Raw genomic sequence first — 16706 nt, forward strand, 5'->3', positions numbered from 1 at the left:
CGATGTCACCCGTGAACCTTGGTGGCTCTTCGCTGTCATGGTGCCGGCATCAAAGCCGCAGTGAGCCCGTACCCCGGCGAAGGCCGGGGCCCAGTCGGGAGACGGTTGAGGCGCGTGGCACATCGCGATTGCACCGCAACTGGACCCCGGCCTTCGCCGGGGTACGGATAAGCTCTTGCTACGGTGTCACCTCAGCGCCGAGCCCGCCCCGTTCGAACAGGATGCCCGGCGCGTCACGATAGTGGACCTCGCCGAAGCGCCGGTAGCCGAGCTTCTCCGCCACCCGCCGCGACGGCAGGTTGTCCGGGTGGATGAGGCACACCGTGCGCTCCGCACAATGCACCTCGGCCATCCACGCATGCACTGCCTGCACCGCTTCCGTGGCATAGCCCCTGCCCTGGCCCTGCGCCGCCAGGATCCAAGCCGCCTCCGGAAAGGGATCAAAGGCGGCGCCGAACCCGCGCGCGAAATGGGCGGTTCCCACTTCGCCCAGGAAGCGCCCGCCGTCCTTCTCGCGCACGGTGAAGATGCCATAGCCAAAGGCCGTCCAGTGGCCGATGTTGCGCAGCAGCTTGTTCCACGCATCCTCGCGGCGGATCGGCTGCCCGCCGATGAAGGCCATCACGCCCGCATCGCTCAGCATCGCGTGGCTCTCGTCCAGGTCCGCGAGCGTGGGCCGGGCAAGGGTCAGGCGCTCGGTCTCGAGTACCGGTTCACCGCGCGCGTGGGTGCCTTCCATCGAACCGTCTCCCCCTCAACCCTGCTGGTCGTGCTTGTCCTTCTTGCGCTTGCCGAACAGGAGCTTGCGTTCGAGCTCCAGCCGCAGCGCTGCGTAATAGGCTTCCAGGAACTCGCGGTCATAGCCCTCGTCGGGGTTGCGGCCGAGCTTGGTGCGGATGGTGCGCGCCACCATGAACTGGTCGTGCCGGTCGTTCCGGCGCAGCACGTCCTCCAGCTTGTGCAGCTCGAACGCGCCATAGGCGGCGAGTTCGTGCGGCGCGAAGCGATAGCGATCGCCCTCCAGCGCGGCCGGATCGAGCAGCTCCGCGCCGATCTGCCCGCGCTCGTTCTCCACCACCCAGGTGCCCGCCACCAGGTCGCCGGCGCGCATCCGGTCGCGGTTGAACAGCAGGAAGAACAGAAACAGGCACGCCCAGCCGAGCGCCAGGAAGCCGACCCAGCCGTCGATCGTCCCTTCCGCAAAGGCAAAGGGCAGGAAGCTCAGCGGCAGGAACAGCTCGACCTCGCGCATCAGGTTGCGCGCCAGCACGGCCGTCGGGGTCAGCCGCCCCCCGTCGCGCGCCACCACCCGCAGCTTCTGCATCCGCTTGCCCGGCGTCGCCGCGCGCCCGCCCGCCTCGAACGCCACGAAGTAGAAGTTGCGCAGCAGGAAGAAGCCGAGCAGCCACACGACCATCAGCAGCGGGCCGGTCGCGGTTCCTCCCGCGCGGGCGAGCAGCACCACCAGCAGGGTGAAGCCGATCAGGATGGCCAGCATGACCAGCAGGTCCAGCACCAGCGCGCCCGCGCGCGCGCCGCCGCTGCCCAGCCGCACGTGGAGCGTCACCCCCTCGGGCGTCACCAGCGCACGGTCGAGCGACAGCGGCGGGCGCGGCTTGCGCGGGCGCCTAGCCACGGCGACTGCCTCCCGCGAGACTGAAATAGCCGACCCACAGGGCGAACATCGCACCGGCGATCGCGTACCGTGCGCTGTCGCTGGTCACCAACTGGCGCGCGAACCCCTCCAGCAGGCCAGCCACCAGCAGCATCAGGATGACGCCCAGCATCACGGTGGCGGCGGTCCGGCCGGCCGCCCCTGCGGCAGCGACGCGCCCGCGCTCGCCCGGAAAGGCGATGGTGCGTCCGATCCGCAGCCCTGCTGCGGCCGCCAGAACGATCGCGCTCAGCTCGGTCGATCCATGGATCATCAGCCAGCCGAACAGCCCGGGCGCGAGGCCATGCGGCGTATAGACCGCGAACATCGCGCCCAGCATCGCGCCGTTCTGCACCAGCAGGATCAGCGTCGGAATGCCGAGCGCAAAGCCCAGCGCAAAGCACAGGAACGAGACCTGCGCGTTATGGGTGAACAGAAAGGCCGCGAACACCTCCAGCCCGCCGTCTTCCGGCTTGTCGTAGAGCGACTTGCGCAGGAACTCGGTGGAGGCGCTCATGTCGCGTCCGCTCGCCATCTCGGGAGGCATGATCGCGCCGAACCACGCGGGTTCGGCGCGGATCAAGGCGTAGGCGGCAACGGCGCTCAAGATGGTGAGCAGCGTCGCCACCAGGATCTCGGGCCACAGCGTGCGCACCGCCTGCGGCAGCCCGCGCGCAAAGAAATCGACGATCTGCCGCCCCCACGGCGCGCGGCAGCCGTAGAGCACGAAATAGGCGCGGGTCGACAGCCGCTCGAGATAGTCGACCAGCGACGCGTCGAGCGACGTCTCGCGCGCCACCGACAGCGCCGACAAGGTCGCGCGGTACAGCCGCGGCAGCTCGAACAGGTCCTCTTCGGACAGGCGGCGCGGGCTCTTGCTCTCCACGACGTCGAGCAGCGCCTCCAGCCGCGCCCAGTCGGCCTCGCGCTCGGCACGGAAGTGGCGGCTGGCGAACAGCGGCGCGTTCATGCCACCCGCTCCCGATGACGCAGATAGCGCTCGACCAGCCGGAGCGCCATCGCCTCGGCTGGCGCCTCGATCACGTCCACGCCCATCCGTCGCAACCGTTCGATCACGATCCGCCGCTCGCGCAGCAGCGCATGGGCGACGGTCGCGCGCACCACATCGTCGGCATCCTTCGGCTCGGCATCCTGGATCCCCTCCAGCTCTTCGTCGCGGAACAGCACGAACAGCAGCCGGTGGCGCTTGAGCATGCGTTGGGCGGCGGCGAGCATCAGTTCCGCGCTGGTGGGGTCGGTGAATTCCGTGAACAGCACCACCAGCGAACGCCGCTCCAGCCGCCCGTCCAGCGTCACCAGCGACAGCGTGTAGTTGCTCTCGTCGGTGCCATAGTCGATGTCGGCGGCGGCGTGGTGCAGCCGCGCAAAGCCGCGCGTGCCCGACAGCGTGCCCGAATCCACCTGCGGCCGGGCGGCAAAGGAATAGAGCCGCACCCGGTCGCCCGATTTCAGCGCCACGAATGCCGCGAGCAGCGCTGCCGACACCGCCCTGTCGACCCGCGGCACGCCGCCGACGGGATCGCTCATCGCGCGCCCGGCGTCGACCGCGAACACCACCGCATTGTCGCGCTCGGTCTGGTACTCGCGGGCAAGCAGCGACGCGTGCTTGGCCGACGCCTTCCAGTCGATGGTGCGCCGTTCCATGCCGGGCTGGAAATCGGTGAGTACCTGGAATTCCTGCCCTTCGCCGCTGTCGCGCCGCATGCGCAGGCCCGTGTGCTGGCTGTTGAGATACTGGCGCATCCCCTCGTCGCGCACGGGGCGGATGTCGGGCATGATGGCGATCGCCTGGCCGCCCGGCCGGCGCGTCTGCCGCCAGGCGAGGCCCATCGGCCCAGCATGGCGCGCCCACAGCGCCTCCACCACCGCACGCCCACGCCGTACGGCACGAAAGCGCGTGCTGGTGCGCGGCCCCTCGCGCTCCAGCGGGCCGGCAATCTCCGCGGTAAAGGCGGCGGGCAGCACGCGCGTGTCCTGCTCCAGTCGCGGGGCGAGGTCGAACGTCTCGCCCACATGGATCGCCGCCGGGGTCGCGATGGACAGCCGGGCGCTGCCGAGCGGCGGCGCCAGCAGCGCGTCGACGATCACCAGCACCACCATCAGGACCACCCAGCCGAGCGCCGCCATCCAGGCACCGGGCGCGACGATGCCGATGGCGAGCGCCACCGGGGCCGCCGCCGCGACCAGCCACACCGCGCGCTGGGTGGGATAGATCAACGCGGCGCCTCGGTCGCGTCGATCAGTGCGGTCACGACATCGTCGATCCGCCGCCCGTCGATCTCGGCCGCGGGCGACAGGATCAGCCGGTGGCGCAGCAGTGCCGGGGCGAGCAGTTTCACGTCGTCGGGAATGACATAGTCACGCCCCTCCAGCGCCGCTGCGGCCCGCGCTGCCGCGGCCATGGCCGATGCGGCGCGCGGGGAGGCGCCGCTGGCGATGTCGGGATGCTCGCGGGTCGCCCGCACCAGCCGCACGATATAGTCGATCACCGGATCGACCAGTCGTACCTCCGACACCGCAGCAATGGCGGCTGCAATCTCCGCGGCACCCGCGACCGGCTGCACGCCCGAATCCTCGGGGCGCGGCGTACCGGTGCGGTTGCCGTACTGCGCGACGATCGCGCGCTCCGATTCCTCGGACGGCCAGCCGATCGACAGCTTAAACAGGAAGCGGTCGAGCTGCGCCTCAGGCAGCGGATAGACGCCCTGCTGCTCGATCGGGTTCTGGGTCGCGACCACGGTGAAGCGGTCCGACAGCCGCTCGGTGCGCCCGTCGGTGGTGATCGCGCGCTCCTGCATCGCCTCCAGCAGCGCCGCCTGCGTCTTGGGCGGGGTGCGGTTGATCTCGTCCGCCAGCAGCAGCTCGCAGAACACCGGCCCCTTGGTGAGCGCGAAGCTCGACGTCTGGAAGTTGAACAGGTTCGCCCCGATGATGTCGCCCGGCATCAGGTCAGGCGTGAACTGAATGCGGCCGAAGTCGAGGCTCAGCGAGCGCGCGAAGCTCTGCGCCAGCAGCGTCTTGGCGGTGCCCGGCGGCCCCTCCAGCAGCACATGGCCCGCGGAAAACAGCGCGATTGCCAGGAAGCGTACCACCGGTCCCTGGTCCACCACGGCCTTTGCGATCTCGCGGTCGATCGCCTGTCCGAGCGACCGGACCTCTTCGAGCTTCATGCCAATGCGTCCTTCCATGCGTGGAGTTGTCGGGCCGCCGCCACCAGCTCCGCTTCTGTGCGGGCGGTGCGCAGGCGATGGTCGATCTGCGAATAGGGGGCGGGGCGGTCGCCCAGCCGGTCGAGGCGCTCCAGCACGCCCGCCTCGTCCAGGTCGCGCGGCAGGTCCATGGTGCGAACCAGCCCCTCGCGGGCGATGTCGGCGTAGCGCCCCCCGGCCGAGAGCGTTCTGCCGGACAAGCGGGTGAGGGCGGCGATGTTGTCGATCAGCGCCGCTTTCCCAAGCGCCACCGCCCGCCGCTCGCGCAGCACCGGCCCGAACCGCACCGCGGTCGCAAGTCCCGCCAGCACGGCGGCGGCGATCATCGCCAGGGTCGCCGCCAGGAACGGCGGCGTGAACAAGAGCTTCACCAGGTTGCGGTCGCCTGGGCCATAATGCAGCGACGCGTCGAACACGGCCGCACCCGGATATTTCGGGTCGAGCGCCGCGAGCAGTGCGATCGCCGCCTGCGCATTCTGCGGGTGCTTGAGCGCGGCATTGTTGAGGAGGTCCGGGTCGGACAGCACATAGGTGTTCGTCCGCCCGATCCGCGCCAGCACCGCCGCCCCGTCCTCGTCCCGCAGGATCGGGACCAGTGTCTTGCCTGTTACGGCGCTCAGATACCGGGGCGCCAGGAAGGGGCGGAGCTTCCAGTCCGGGGCGCTGCGCATCTCCTGCGTCGCGCCATAGGTCGTTTCGACAGCCTTGGCGGGCACCAGCGCTGCGACCTTCTCGGAACTCAGCAGCCCCACGCGCTGCACCCGATTGGGTTGCAACGGCAGCGCCGACACGTGCCACTTGGGCAGCACGATCAGCGTCGGAAAGTCGCCGCTCTCCTCTGCGTCTTCCTCCTCCGCCGCGGCCGCATGTGCCTCGCGCGCCTGCACCAGCCTGGCCACCTGCTCGGGCTGGGTGTCGATCGCCGGCGTCAGCACCGCCAATTCGGGCATCGCGGCCAAATCGTCCGGATCGGCCACCAGCGATCCGCCACCGCCGGTGCGGTCGACCAGCTGGCGCAGCGCATAATAGCCGGCGCCATGCTTCTGGTCGGCCGCCGGAAGCGAGCCCAGCTGGCGCGACAGCACGTCGGAAAAGCCGTTGAGCAGGATCGCCGCCAGCGCCAGCAGCGTGCCGACCACCACCAGCACGATCGCGGTGCGCCGCGCAAAGGGCTCGGGTGTCGCGCTCATGCGGTCTTCAGTGCGAACCGGGCGTAATCCGCACGGGCCGCTTCCCAGTCGCCCGCCTCCAGCGCACGCCCGCCGAACCAGCTGCGCTCCACCGCCGCCACGATCCGCGCGAACACCCCGCGCGCTTCCCCCGGCAGCCCCTCGGCTCGCGCGATGTCGCGGCTGGTGGAGGAGGGGCGCACCAGCTCGCCGCGCCAGGCGGCGATGTCGTCGATGCTGCGGAACAGGATCAGGTGCACCGCCTCGTCATAGCGGCCGCCGGCCGCCAGCGCGTCCGCCTCTTCCAGCAGCGCGCGTGCCTGCGTTTCGGTCGGCGCCCATTGCGGCGTCTCGTCCACGTCGCTGCGGCCGCGGCGGGCGAGCGAGAGCACCCACTCGCGTAGTCCCGGAACCAGCGCGAACAGCAACACCGCGACCACCACCGCCGCCGCGATCCAGCCGATCACGGTCCAGCCATCGCCGACCCAGGCGACGAAGCGCGCGATCGCTCTGCCGAGCGCCTTCAGCCACTCGGGCGTCTCACGCGCCTCGATGTGCCGCATCGGCAGGTCGAACTGGATGCTCTTGTCGGCCAGGATCGCGCGATGCGCCTCCGCCACACGCGCGGGGTCGGGCGGCGCTGCCGCCGATGCGGCCTCCATGGATGCGCGTGCCGTCATTCGTCCCCCTGCGCGCCGTTGGAGCAAATCGCCGATTTACACGCAACGCTTTTCGCCTAGGCTTGGCGAACCGGCGGGGGGCGGGGGATCCATGGCAGTCATTTTGATGTTGGTGGTGCTGCTTGCGCTGCCGTTCCTGTTCATCGCCGCCCTGATCTTCGCGGCGCGTACCGAGGCGCGGCGACACCCCTGGCGCTTCCGCATCACCGACGTGGTCTCGCAGAGCTTCTCGACGATCGGCCGTGCGCGCCTGCCGATGCTGGCGACCAGCCTGGTGACGATCGCGCTGCCAGCCACCGCCCTCCAGACGGCACTCGGCGTCGACGCAACCGCCCGGATGTTCACCATGCCGGACGAGCAGGTGCTGACCGCCCTCGGCATCGGCTGGCTCGTCAGCCTGCTGGTGGGCACGCTGGGCGAAGTCGTGATGATCGCGATCGCCCTCGACGTGCTTGCCGGGCGGCCGGTGCAGTTCGGGCCGGCGCTGGCGCAGGGACTGCGGCTGCTGCTGCCCGCCATTCTCGTCCGGCTGCTGCTGTGGGTGGGCGTCGCCCTCGGGTTGATGCTCTTCATCATCCCGGGGCTGGTGCTGATGCTGACCTGGGCGATCGTGCTCCCGGTCCTGGTCGCCGAGCGTCCCGGCATCTTTGCCAGCTTCGCGCGCAGCGGGGAGCTCCTGCGCGGCGCCCGCTGGCGGCTGCTGCTGCTCTTCGCGATCGTGTTCGTGGCCTGGTCGCTGTTCGGCGGCATGGGCCAGGGGTTCGCGCTCGCCAGCCAGACCAGCGGCGCCCGGATCGGCAGCATCGTCATCCAGACGCTGGTCGCCACGCTCACCGGCGCGATGGGCGCGGCCGGACTTTCGACCATCTACCACCAGCTCAAGTCCGAACGCGAAGGGCTGGTCGGCGAGGATCTGGAGGCGGTGTTCGCATGACCGCCCGACATCGACAGGAACGGAGAACAGGCTTGCTACGAACGTTGCTGATGCTTGCCGCGGCCGGCGGGCTCGCCGCCTGCGCGGCCGATGGGACGCGGGCGCATACCGCCGGCGATCGTTCGGCCAGCGCCAAGAAGGACAAGGGCGACGCGGCGCCCGGCGCGGGCAAGGGGTACAACCACGATCCCTATCCCTCCACTTACCGCGCCTATCCCGGCCGGCCGACGCTCCTCACCAACGTCACCATCTATGATGGCGAGGGCGGCCGCATCGACGGCGGCGCGGTGCTGTTCCGCGACGGCAAGATCGTCGAAGTCGCCCGGTCGATCGCGCCTGCTGAGGGCGTGACCGTGATCGACGGCACCGGCAAGTGGGTGACGCCCGGCGTGATCGACGTCCACAGCCACCTCGGCGACTATCCCTCGCCCGGCGTCGAGGCGCTGTCCGACGGCAACGAGATGTCGGCGCCGGTGACCGCAGAAGTCTGGGCCGAGCACAGCGTCTGGCCGCAGGACCCCGGCTTCGGCCGCGCGCTCGCGAACGGCGGGGTCACCACGCTGCAGATCCTGCCCGGCTCCGCCAACCTGTTCGGCGGCCGCTCGGTGACGGTGAAGAACGTCTACGCCCGCACCATGCAGGGGATGAAGTTCCCCGGCGCCCCTTATGGTCTCAAGATGGCCTGCGGCGAGAACCCCAAGCGCGTCTATGGCAGCAAGGGCCGGATGCCCACCACCCGCATGGGCAATGTCGCGGTCGATCGCGCCACCTGGGCGAAGGCCCGCGCCTATGATCGCAAGTGGGACAAGTATGAGGAGGACGGCGGCGACGCGCCCGATCGCGACCTCGCCATGGACACGCTGCGCGGCGTCCTGGACGGCGAGATCCTCGTCCACAACCACTGCTACCGCGCCGACGAAATGGCCGTCGTCCTCGATATGGCCAAGGAGTTCGGCTACAAGGTGACCGCCTTCCACCACGCGGTGGAGGCCTACAAGATCGCCGATCTGCTGAAGGCGAACGGCACCTGTGCGGCGGTCTGGGCCGACTGGTGGGGCTTCAAGATGGAGGCCTATGACGCGGTCGGCGAAAACCTCGCCATCCTCGACCGCGCCGGTGCCTGCGCGATGATCCATTCGGACGACGAGAACGGCATCCAGCGGCTGAACCAGGAAGTCGCCAAGGTGATGGGCTCGGCGCGCCGCGCCGGTATCGCGGTCACCCCCGAACATGCCTGGACCTGGCTCGCCATCGCGCCTGCGCGTGCGCTCGGCATCGACCAGGTCACCGGCAGCCTGAAGCCCGGCAAGATGGCCGATGTCGTGCTTTGGAACGGCGATCCGTTCAGCGTCTACACCCGCCCCGAAAAGGTGTGGGTCGATGGCGCGCTGCTGTTCGACGCCAATGACAAGCGGCTGCGGCCGGTTTCCGATTTCGAGCTCGGCCAGCCGGGCGAGGGGGATGTGAAGTGAAGCGCCTGATCCTTTCCACGGCGGCCGCGCTGCTCGCCACGGCCGCGGCGCTGCCCGCCTCCGCGCAGACGATGGCGATCACCAACGCCAAGCTGGTGGTCGGCACCGGCGCCGGCCCGGTCGATGGCGGCACGGTGGTGGTACGCGACGGCCGCGTCGTCGCCGCCGGTCCCGGCGTGGCGGTGCCCGCCGGCATGCGCACCATCGATGCCGGCGGCAAATGGGTGACGCCCGGCATCTTCGCCGGCTTCACGCGCATGGGCATCGTCGAGGTCGATGCGGTGCGCGGCACCAACGATGCCAGCGCCGACGAGACGGTGTTCAACGCTGCGCTCGACATCGCTCCTGCCGTGAACCCGCGCACCTCCGCGATCGCGCTCAATCGGGCCGAGGGCGTCACCCGCGCCGTCGTCGCACCCGAGAATGGCGGCTCGATCTTTGCCGGTCAGGGCGCCGTCATCGACCTCGCGTCCGACATGGACGCGGTCACCCGCCCGCGCGCGTTCCAGTTCATGGAATGGGGCGAAAGCGGCGCGCGCGCTGCCGGCGGCAGCCGCCCGGCCGCCTTCGCGATGCTGCGCAACGCGCTGTTCGAGGCGCGCGAATATGCCCGCAGCCCCGCGAGCTTCGCCGATCGCGGCAAGGACGCGCTGCTCACCCGCCTCGACGCGCAGGCGCTGGTGCCGGTGATCGAAGGGCGCATGCCGCTGCTCGCCCATGTCGAGCGCGCGTCGGACATCCGCGCACTGCTCGATCTCAAGCGCGAACTCGGCACCGTCAAGCTCGTGCTGGTCGGCGCCACGGAAGGCTGGACCGTCGCCGCCGACATCGCGGCGGCCGGCGTGCCGGTGATCGCCAGCGCGCTTGCCGACCTGCCGTCCTCCTTCGAGCAGCTTGCCGCAACCCAGTCGAACATCGGCCGGCTGAAGGCGGCGGGCGTCCCCGTCGCGATCGGCATGATCAACAACGACGAGGCGCGCCAGGCGCGGCTGGTGAAGCAGTATGCCGGCAACCTCGTGGCGCTCAGCCGCATTCCCGGTGCCGCCGGGCTCGACTGGGGTAGCGCCTTTGCGGCGATCAGTTCGCGTCCTGCCGAGGCGCTGGGCATGGGTGGCGAGTTCGGTTCGCTCCAGCCCGGCCGCCGCGGCGACGTGGTGATCTGGGACGGCGATCCGCTGGAGATCGGCTCGATGCCGACCCAGGTGTTCGTCGACGGGGTCGAGCAACCGCTCGTCCACCGCCAGCAGCGGCTGCGCGACCGCTACCTCGATCCGACCGAGGGCACGTTGCCCAAGGCATATCAATACTGACCGCTTCGTGCCGCCCGCGGGAACCGCGCGGGCGGCACGCGCTTTGTCAGGAGAGCCGCCGCCCGCGGCACCAGAGGAGGTCTATTCCGATGCGCTTTCCGACCCTGATCGTTCCCGCGCTCGCCCTGGCGCTCGCCGCATGCGGCGGCAACAGCGAGCCCCAGCCGACCGCTGCCGAAAACGGCGCAACGGCCGAGGCCACCCAGCAGCTGGACGCCAAGGTCGCCGCGCTTTCGGAAGGACAGCGCAACGGCGTGTTCATCCGCGCGATCCGCGACGCAGGGCTGCCGTGCCAGGGCGTCACCGCCTCCGAACGCTCGGGCGATGCACAGGCGACCTGGACCGCCACCTGCACCGACGGCTCCAGGCACATCATCGCCTTCACCCCCGACGGGATGGCCAAGGTCACCAGCATGACGCGCAAGTGAGCGCGCCCAACGGGTGACTTACCGGTGCGGCGCAGCTAGGGGCGATCCCATGGCCGCGCCGCCCTCCCGTCCCGGAAATCCGCCGAGTCTGATGGCGCGGGCGCTCTCGGCAGCGCGGGCGAAGGCGACTGCGCCCCGCCGCGAGCCCCCTTCCGCTGCCGAAGCCCCGCGTGTGCGGTCCCGGAAGACTAGGACCGCATCCTCGGATCGCGTCGTCGCCCAGGATCTTCGCTGGCCGGGCGTCCTGGCGCTGCTGCTGGCGCTCGGCCCCGCGTTGACCTGGGCCTGTGCCGCCGTCCTCGAACACCGCGCCCGCGCCGATGTCGCGGCCCTCGCACCCGCCGCCGAACCGTTGCTCGCCCGCGCCCGCGCCGCTGCCGGGACCCGTGCCGCCTGGGCGCCACTGCTCGATCGCCCGACGCTGGGCAGCACCCTCGAGCGTCTGGCGACGACGCTTCCTGCCGAGGACCGCCTGGCACGGGTATCCAGCGATCCCGACGGTACGCTGGAGGTGGCGATCCTCACCGCGGATCCCGACGCGCTTCGCGACGCCCTCCGCCGGGAGCCGGTGCTGGCGCAGCTGCGGGAGGCGGGGCAGCAGCGCGACGAAGCGGTCATGCGCGTGACCCTGCGGGGGCGTCCGCAATGACCACGCGGCTCTGGGCAGCGGCGGTCGTGGCGGGGCTCCTGATGGCGGCGGCGTTCTGCATCCCGATGGCGGCGACGCTCGATCGCCTGGCGGATGCGCGAGAGACCCGCAGCCGCTTGGCCGTCGCGCTCCACGCACCGCCGCCCCCGGCGCCGATCGCGCCCGAGTTAGCGCTCGCCGCGCCCGATCGTGCGACCGCCACGCGCCGGGCGGCCGGCCAGCTGCGCGCCGCTGCCACCGCCGCCGGCCTGCTGGTCGAGGGCATCACCCCTGCCGCTGCCCCGCCTCCCGGCGTCGTCCTGCTCGACCTGCGCCTCTCGGGCCCGGAGAAAGCGGTGCTCGCCTTTGCCGATCGCGCCGAACGCGGGCGTCCGCTCGCCCGCTTCGCCGGCTGGCGGGTGGAGGCCGGGGAAGGCGGCAGCATCCGTCTCGACGCACAGTTGATGATGCCATGGCGCGGCTGAGCCCCCGCTGGCTGCTGCTGCCCGCCGCGCTGCTTGTCGGCGCGATGCCGGCGCTGCTGCTGACGCCGCCCCACGCATCGGAGGCGCAGCCGGGCGCCTTGCCGCCGCTCGCAGCACCGCCGGAAGCGCCGCCACTCGCCGCCGCCTTCACTCGGCCCCTGTTCGCAGCCGGCGGGCAAGAGGCGCCGGCTGCCGAGGATGCGCCCGCGCTGGTGGGTGTGGTCGGGCGGCTGATGCACGACGCGGTCGCGCTCGTTCGCACCGCCGACGGGAGCACGCGCACGCTCGCGCCGGGCGAGAGCGTCGACGGCTGGCGGCTCGAATCCCTCGCCGCCGACGCCGCCTATTTCACCCGCGGCGGCCAGCGTGCGCGGGTGCCGATGCCGGGCGAAGACCCGCCTCAGTAGATCCCGTCGATTTCCACCGACAGGCGCGGCCGCGGCGGATCGAGCAACAGGCTGCGCTTCTCGCCCAGTTGCGCTTCGTCGCCGCGCAGCCGGTCGTACCGCGCCTGTGTCTCCGCCGCTGCCGTCGCGCCGTCGCGCAGGATCGTCGGCTTCAGGAAAATGAACAGCGTGCGCTTGGTGCGCTGTTCCTGGCGGCTCTTGAACAGCTCGCCCAGCACCGGGATGTCGCCCAGGATCGGCACCTGGCTCTTCAGCCGGTTGTAGTCGTCGGCGGTCAGGCCTCCCAGCACGATGGTCTGGCCGTTTTCCGCCAGCACGGTCGTGTTGATCATGCGCTTGTTGGTGATGATGTCGGCCGCCGCCTGCAGCTGCGTCGGCGAGATCGACGACGCCTCCTGCGCCACCTCCAGCCGGATCGTGTCGCCCGCGTTGATCCGCGGCAGGACGCGCAAGGTGATGCCGACGTCCCGGCGCTCGATCGACGTATAGGGGTTGGCGTTGGTCGTGTCCGTCAGGATCGATCCGGTGATGAACGGCACTTCCTGCGCCACCACGATCTCGCCCATCTTGTTGTCGAGCGTGGTGATCTGCGGGGTGGAGAGCAGGTTCGCCTTGGAGGACGTGCCCAGCGCCTGCACCAGGATCGAGAAATCGTCGCCGATGCCGATGTTGGCGGTCAGGCCGTTGCCGAGCAGCCCGGCCGCGGGCACGCCCAGCGTCTGCAGGATCTGCGATAGCGGAGTCGAGCCGCCGGGGCCGTTGAACGAAGTGCCGCCACCCGTGACCGACGTCAGCGCGGCGCCACCGGTGCCCAGCTGCACCGCCAGCCGCTCCGCGTCATCGCCGACGATCTCGGCGATCGCCGCCTCGATCAGCACCTGCGGCCGCCGCACGTCCAGGTCGGGGATCAGCCGGTCGATCTGCGCCACCGCCGTCGGCGTGCCGCGCACCACCAGCGCGTTGATGTCGGGGGCCGGCTGCACCGTCAGGTCCGGTGTCGAAAAGCCCTGCGGGGTCGGCGCCTGCTCGCCCATCGCGCCGCCGCTGCTGCCGCCGGACAGGCCGGCCGTGGTGCTCCCTGCCGCTGCTGCCTGTGCGGCGGCGTTGCCGCTGATCAGGCTCGACAGCGCCGCCGTCGGGCTCTGCGCCCCGCTTCCGGCGCGGGGGCGGGAGGAGAGGCTGCGCGCGACCGGATTGGACGCGCTCGCTTCCTGGCCCAGGATGCCGCGCAGCACCTCGGTCACCGCCTCGGCATCGGCATGGTTCAGCCGGAAGACGCGCGTGACCGGCGTGGCGCCGCCCGGTGCATCGAGCGCATGTGCGATCCGCCGCGCCTCCGCCACCGCCGCCGGGGTGCCGCGCACCACGATGGTGTTGCTCCGCGGGTCGGCCGCCACGCGCGCGCCGGTGCCGCCGGCGGCATCGCCCAGCACGCCCTGCATCGCCTGCGCGACATCGCTGGCATTGCCGTTCTGCAAGGGGATGGTCGCAAAGCTCGAACCGCCGCCGCCGTCCAGCGAACGTGCCAGCGCCTCGATCCGCGCGACATTGTCGGCATAGTCGGTGACGACGATCGCATTCGGCGCCGACAGCGGCTCCACGCTGCCGAAGCTCGCGACCAGCGGACGGACGATGCGCGCGGCGTCCGCCGAGGGAACGTTCGCCAGCCGGACCATGCGCGTCACCAGCGCCTGGCCGCCGCCGCCGCGTACGCCGCCGTCGCGCACCGCATTGGCCGCCGGCACGATCCGCCAGGCGCCGCCCGATCGCACCGCGGCAAAGCCGTTGGCGCGCAGCACCGACTGGAACAGCTCCCACACGCCCGCCGGGGACAGCGGCTCCGCCGACGTGACGGTGACCTGGCCCTTCACGGTCGGGTCCAGGATCAGCGTGCGCCCGGTCAGCCGGCTGATCTGCTCGGCGACGTCGGCGATTTCCACGCCGCGCATGTTGACGACGATGTCGCCCGCGGGCGCAGTCTGCGCGGCGAGCGGTTGGAGCGCGGTCGCGGAGAGGCAGAGCGCAAGGAGAGGAATACGGATCGGATGCGGCACGATGCTTTGACCTAACGGATCGGTATGGTGACGGTAATCGGCTTGCCGTCGCGAAGGATGGTGACCTGGGCCGGGCCGGTGCCGGCACCGGCTAGCGCGGCGTCGGCCGCTGCCGGGTCGCTGAGCGCGACGCCGTTGATCGACTGGACGACGTCGCCCGCCCGCATGCCCGGCGGCGCGTTCGCACCGATCGCATAGCCGCCGGGGACCTGGGTCGCGCCCAGCCGGTCGATTAGCGCGGAGGCTGCGGGCAGCGGCGCCGCGGGAGGCGCGGGCTGCGGCGCGGCGGACATTGGCGCGGAGCCGGGAGCGGCAGCGGCGGTACCGCCGCCCGGTTGGGCAGCCGCACCCGTCAGCACCGAAGGATCGGGGAAGCCCAGATATTCGATGCGGCCGCCGTTGTTCAGCAGGATGCGATCGCGCTGGATGCCCTCGATCCTCAAGCCCGCCAGCGTGTCCCCGACGTGATAGGCGCGCGCCGGCTCGGAGCCGATGGCTACGAACGCCACCGCCTGCTCGGCCGGGACGGTGAAGATCAGCCCCTTCAGCTCGGCCTGGATGCCCGTCTTCTGCGTAGGCTCGCCTACTGTCGCCTGGCCGAACGGAGCCCAGCCGAGCAGCGGCCCCAGGTCGCTGACGGCGGACGGGCGCGCGCGCCCTTCGCTCGGCACCGTCACCGCGCCGGTGCCGGCATGCCCTGCCATGCGCCACACCAGGCCGGCCAGCGCGAACGCCACGGATATGATCGCCAGCGCGATCGCCAGGTCGAGCGTCCGGCGTTTCTGGCGCGGCGTCAGCGCGGGCGGCATCCTCATGATCCGCGTCCTTCCAGGAAGCCGTCGAGCTGCGCAAGCGGCCTTTCCTCGCCCGCTGCCGAGACGGCGATGCGCACCCGGTCGAGCGCGGGATCGTCGGTGCTGCGCCGCGCGATTGCCACCTGCCAGCGGCGGCCCAGCATCTCCACGTCGCGCGCATCCGCCTCGGGCGCGCCGACCTCCAGCTCCGCCAGCCGGTTCTCGGCGATCAGCATGGCGATCGTGCGCCGCTCGATCCCGCGGGTCGAATCGATGTGCTGTTCGACCGCGCCGATCAGCCCGACGGTCGCGATCGCCAGCACTACGAGCGCGACCAGCGCCTCGATCAGCGAAAATCCCGCCTCGGCCGGGTGCGCCGTCATGCTGCCGCCGCCTTTGCGGGGTCGGCGGGCGCGTGCACGGCCTCTGCCGTCATTCCGTCATAGGTGACGATCCAGCGATCCCCGCCCGCGCTGATCTCGGCGGTGAGCGGCTGGCCGGTGCCATCGACGCCCAGCAGCACCGGCGGCCGCGCCGACAGCGCCATCACCATGCCGCCCGGCAGCGGGTGGAATGCCATGCCGGCGCCCGCGCGCGGCGTCCAACCACCCTTCGCGTTCAGGGTCGCAAAGCCATAGCCATGCTCGCCTGCGGTAAAGGCGATCGCACGATCCCCCAGCATCGCGTCGTCCGCCGCCGCCTGCAGCTGCGTCGCCAGGCGCCGCGCCTCGGTCTCGACGGTGGGCGCGCGCGTGGCAGCCCCGATGCCGAGCGTGACGGCCCCCGCCGCCACCCCCAGGATCGCGAGCACCACCAGCATCTCGACCAGCGTCATGCCAGCCTCGCCCGCGCGCCGCTTGCCTTCCTGCGCAGGCGCAGGATTCCGCACGCAACCGCGCGAAGGGACGGCCGGAATGGTGCCCGCGACCCGGGCGGGCGGCATCATGTCAGGGACGCTTGCCGTCGATGTCGGCGTCCAGATCCTCGCCGCCGGGCTTTCCATCCTTGCCGAGCGACTTCAGCTCGAAGCTGCCGTTGCCGGCCGAGCTATAGGCATAGGGGTTGCCCCACGGATCCACCGGCATGTCGGAGAGATAGCCGCCCGGCGCCCAGCTGCTCGGGACCGGCGGGGTGCTCGGCCGCTCCACCAGCGCCTTCAGCCCCTGCTGCGTCGTCGGATAGTCGCCGTTGTCGAGCCGATACATCTTGAGCGCCGCGGAGATGCTCTTGATGTCGGTATTGGCGGTGGTGACACGCGCCTGGTCCGGGCGGCTGATGACGTTGGGGACGATCAGGGCCGCGACGATCGCGATGATCGCCAGCACCACGATCATCTCGACCAGCGTCAGGCCCGCCTGCGAGGCGGGGACAGCACGCACGCGCGGCTTGCGGCTTTTCGTCCGGGCTGCCACGGTGCCCGTCACGCTGTCATGAAACTGTTGTGAAAAGATGCGCATCCCG

The 16706-nt window shown here is 71.1% G+C and carries 19 protein-coding genes; 7 read left to right on the forward strand and 12 right to left on the reverse strand.

Going from position 1 to position 16706, the window contains the following annotated elements:
- Positions 1–178: 178 nt before the first annotated feature.
- From VPH46_RS08705 to VPH46_RS08735, 7 genes are read right to left on the reverse strand one after another with little or no spacing between them, the layout of a single operon-like run.
- On the reverse strand, positions 179–739 hold the full coding sequence (locus tag VPH46_RS08705) for a GNAT family N-acetyltransferase (protein ID WP_416610509.1): 561 nt from the start codon (positions 737–739) through the stop codon (positions 179–181).
- A 15-nt stretch (positions 740–754) separates the two neighbouring features.
- On the reverse strand, positions 755–1636 hold the full coding sequence (locus tag VPH46_RS08710) for an RDD family protein (RefSeq protein ID WP_416610511.1): 882 nt from the start codon (positions 1634–1636) through the stop codon (positions 755–757).
- Entirely contained in the window at positions 1629–2624 is a 996-nt protein-coding gene (locus VPH46_RS08715; protein WP_416610513.1) for a stage II sporulation protein M, read from the reverse strand. The genes VPH46_RS08710 and VPH46_RS08715 overlap by 8 nt, the downstream gene beginning before the upstream one ends.
- Positions 2621–3892, reverse strand: coding sequence for a DUF58 domain-containing protein (locus tag VPH46_RS08720; RefSeq protein WP_416610515.1), 1272 nt, complete (start codon positions 3890–3892; stop codon positions 2621–2623). The genes VPH46_RS08715 and VPH46_RS08720 overlap by 4 nt, the downstream gene beginning before the upstream one ends.
- Positions 3889–4845, reverse strand: coding sequence for an AAA family ATPase (locus VPH46_RS08725; RefSeq protein ID WP_416610517.1), 957 nt, complete (start codon positions 4843–4845; stop codon positions 3889–3891). The genes VPH46_RS08720 and VPH46_RS08725 overlap by 4 nt, the downstream gene beginning before the upstream one ends.
- Positions 4842–6074, reverse strand: coding sequence for a hypothetical protein (locus VPH46_RS08730; RefSeq protein ID WP_416610519.1), 1233 nt, complete (start codon positions 6072–6074; stop codon positions 4842–4844). Before VPH46_RS08730 ends, VPH46_RS08725 begins: the two co-directional genes overlap by 4 nt.
- Positions 6071–6733 carry a DUF4129 domain-containing protein gene (locus VPH46_RS08735; protein ID WP_416610521.1) on the reverse strand — a complete coding sequence of 221 codons (663 nt, stop codon included), beginning with the start codon at positions 6731–6733 and terminating at the stop codon, positions 6071–6073. Before VPH46_RS08735 ends, VPH46_RS08730 begins: the two co-directional genes overlap by 4 nt.
- Before the next feature lie 91 nt (positions 6734–6824).
- Here VPH46_RS08735 and VPH46_RS08740 point away from each other — a divergent pair, with 91 nt between their 5' ends.
- The 7 genes from VPH46_RS08740 to VPH46_RS08770 all read left to right on the forward strand — a co-directional run bounded on the left by VPH46_RS08740 (position 6825) and on the right by VPH46_RS08770 (position 12397).
- A complete protein-coding gene (locus tag VPH46_RS08740; protein ID WP_317893177.1) occupies positions 6825–7667 on the forward strand; it encodes a hypothetical protein in 843 nt (280 codons plus the stop codon).
- 50 nt (positions 7668–7717) lie between these two features.
- Positions 7718–9139 carry an amidohydrolase gene (locus tag VPH46_RS08745; RefSeq protein WP_416610523.1) on the forward strand — a complete coding sequence of 474 codons (1422 nt, stop codon included), beginning with the start codon at positions 7718–7720 and terminating at the stop codon, positions 9137–9139.
- Positions 9136–10449: an amidohydrolase family protein gene (locus VPH46_RS08750; RefSeq protein WP_416610525.1), complete on the forward strand. Its 1314-nt coding sequence runs from the start codon at positions 9136–9138 to the stop codon at positions 10447–10449. The genes VPH46_RS08745 and VPH46_RS08750 overlap by 4 nt, the downstream gene beginning before the upstream one ends.
- 89 nt (positions 10450–10538) lie before the next feature.
- On the forward strand, positions 10539–10877 hold the full coding sequence (locus VPH46_RS08755; protein ID WP_416610527.1) for a hypothetical protein: 339 nt from the start codon (positions 10539–10541) through the stop codon (positions 10875–10877).
- Positions 10878–11049: 172 nt separating this feature from the next.
- Positions 11050–11526, forward strand: a complete 477-nt coding sequence (locus tag VPH46_RS08760; RefSeq protein WP_416610529.1) for a hypothetical protein — start codon at positions 11050–11052, stop codon at positions 11524–11526.
- The gene (locus VPH46_RS08765; protein ID WP_416610531.1) at positions 11523–11990 is read left to right on the forward strand and encodes a hypothetical protein; all 468 of its coding nucleotides are present in this window, start codon (positions 11523–11525) and stop codon (positions 11988–11990) included. Before VPH46_RS08760 ends, VPH46_RS08765 begins: the two co-directional genes overlap by 4 nt.
- The gene (locus VPH46_RS08770) at positions 11978–12397 is read left to right on the forward strand and encodes a hypothetical protein (RefSeq protein WP_416610533.1); all 420 of its coding nucleotides are present in this window, start codon (positions 11978–11980) and stop codon (positions 12395–12397) included. The genes VPH46_RS08765 and VPH46_RS08770 overlap by 13 nt, the downstream gene beginning before the upstream one ends.
- Here the strand turns inward: VPH46_RS08770 and gspD are convergent.
- The 5 genes from gspD to gspG are packed head-to-tail and all read right to left on the reverse strand — an operon-like array spanning position 12391 to position 16702.
- The gene (gene gspD / locus VPH46_RS08775) at positions 12391–14451 is read right to left on the reverse strand and encodes a type II secretion system secretin GspD (RefSeq protein WP_416610535.1); all 2061 of its coding nucleotides are present in this window, start codon (positions 14449–14451) and stop codon (positions 12391–12393) included. The genes VPH46_RS08770 and gspD overlap by 7 nt on opposite strands.
- Before the next feature lie 11 nt (positions 14452–14462).
- Complete coding sequence (locus VPH46_RS08780; RefSeq protein WP_416610537.1) at positions 14463–15266, reverse strand: type II secretion system protein N; 804 nt, start codon at positions 15264–15266, stop codon at positions 14463–14465.
- Positions 15263–15628 carry a type II secretion system minor pseudopilin GspI gene (gene gspI / locus VPH46_RS08785; protein WP_416610539.1) on the reverse strand — a complete coding sequence of 122 codons (366 nt, stop codon included), beginning with the start codon at positions 15626–15628 and terminating at the stop codon, positions 15263–15265. Before gspI ends, VPH46_RS08780 begins: the two co-directional genes overlap by 4 nt.
- The gene (locus VPH46_RS08790; protein WP_416610541.1) at positions 15625–16134 is read right to left on the reverse strand and encodes a prepilin-type N-terminal cleavage/methylation domain-containing protein; all 510 of its coding nucleotides are present in this window, start codon (positions 16132–16134) and stop codon (positions 15625–15627) included. The genes gspI and VPH46_RS08790 overlap by 4 nt, the downstream gene beginning before the upstream one ends.
- A gap of 58 nt (positions 16135–16192) precedes the next feature.
- Positions 16193–16702, reverse strand: coding sequence for a type II secretion system major pseudopilin GspG (gene gspG / locus VPH46_RS08795; RefSeq protein WP_132883447.1), 510 nt, complete (start codon positions 16700–16702; stop codon positions 16193–16195).
- Positions 16703–16706: the final 4 nt, after the last annotated feature.

Origin of the sequence: Sphingomonas sp. MJ1 (PH-R8) (assembly GCF_048058635.1) — a bacterium.
Classification (GTDB): Bacteria; Pseudomonadota; Alphaproteobacteria; order Sphingomonadales; family Sphingomonadaceae; genus Sphingomonas.

Coding starts and splice junctions, on each gene's coding strand:
- VPH46_RS08730 (WP_416610519.1), bottom strand. CDS start 6,074: ATGAGCGCGACACCCGAGCCCTTTGCGCGGCGCACCGCGATCGTGCTG.
- VPH46_RS08770 (WP_416610533.1), top strand. CDS start 11,978: ATGGCGCGGCTGAGCCCCCGCTGGCTGCTGCTGCCCGCCGCGCTGCTT.
- VPH46_RS08765 (WP_416610531.1), top strand. CDS start 11,523: ATGACCACGCGGCTCTGGGCAGCGGCGGTCGTGGCGGGGCTCCTGATG.
- VPH46_RS08780 (WP_416610537.1), bottom strand. CDS start 15,266: ATGAGGATGCCGCCCGCGCTGACGCCGCGCCAGAAACGCCGGACGCTC.
- VPH46_RS08755 (WP_416610527.1), top strand. CDS start 10,539: ATGCGCTTTCCGACCCTGATCGTTCCCGCGCTCGCCCTGGCGCTCGCC.
- VPH46_RS08740 (WP_317893177.1), top strand. CDS start 6,825: ATGGCAGTCATTTTGATGTTGGTGGTGCTGCTTGCGCTGCCGTTCCTG.
- gspI (WP_416610539.1), bottom strand. CDS start 15,628: ATGACGGCGCACCCGGCCGAGGCGGGATTTTCGCTGATCGAGGCGCTG.
- VPH46_RS08705 (WP_416610509.1), bottom strand. CDS start 739: ATGGAAGGCACCCACGCGCGCGGTGAACCGGTACTCGAGACCGAGCGC.
- VPH46_RS08725 (WP_416610517.1), bottom strand. CDS start 4,845: ATGAAGCTCGAAGAGGTCCGGTCGCTCGGACAGGCGATCGACCGCGAG.
- VPH46_RS08715 (WP_416610513.1), bottom strand. CDS start 2,624: ATGAACGCGCCGCTGTTCGCCAGCCGCCACTTCCGTGCCGAGCGCGAG.
- VPH46_RS08745 (WP_416610523.1), top strand. CDS start 7,718: ATGCTTGCCGCGGCCGGCGGGCTCGCCGCCTGCGCGGCCGATGGGACG.
- gspG (WP_132883447.1), bottom strand. CDS start 16,702: ATGCGCATCTTTTCACAACAGTTTCATGACAGCGTGACGGGCACCGTG.
- VPH46_RS08735 (WP_416610521.1), bottom strand. CDS start 6,733: ATGACGGCACGCGCATCCATGGAGGCCGCATCGGCGGCAGCGCCGCCC.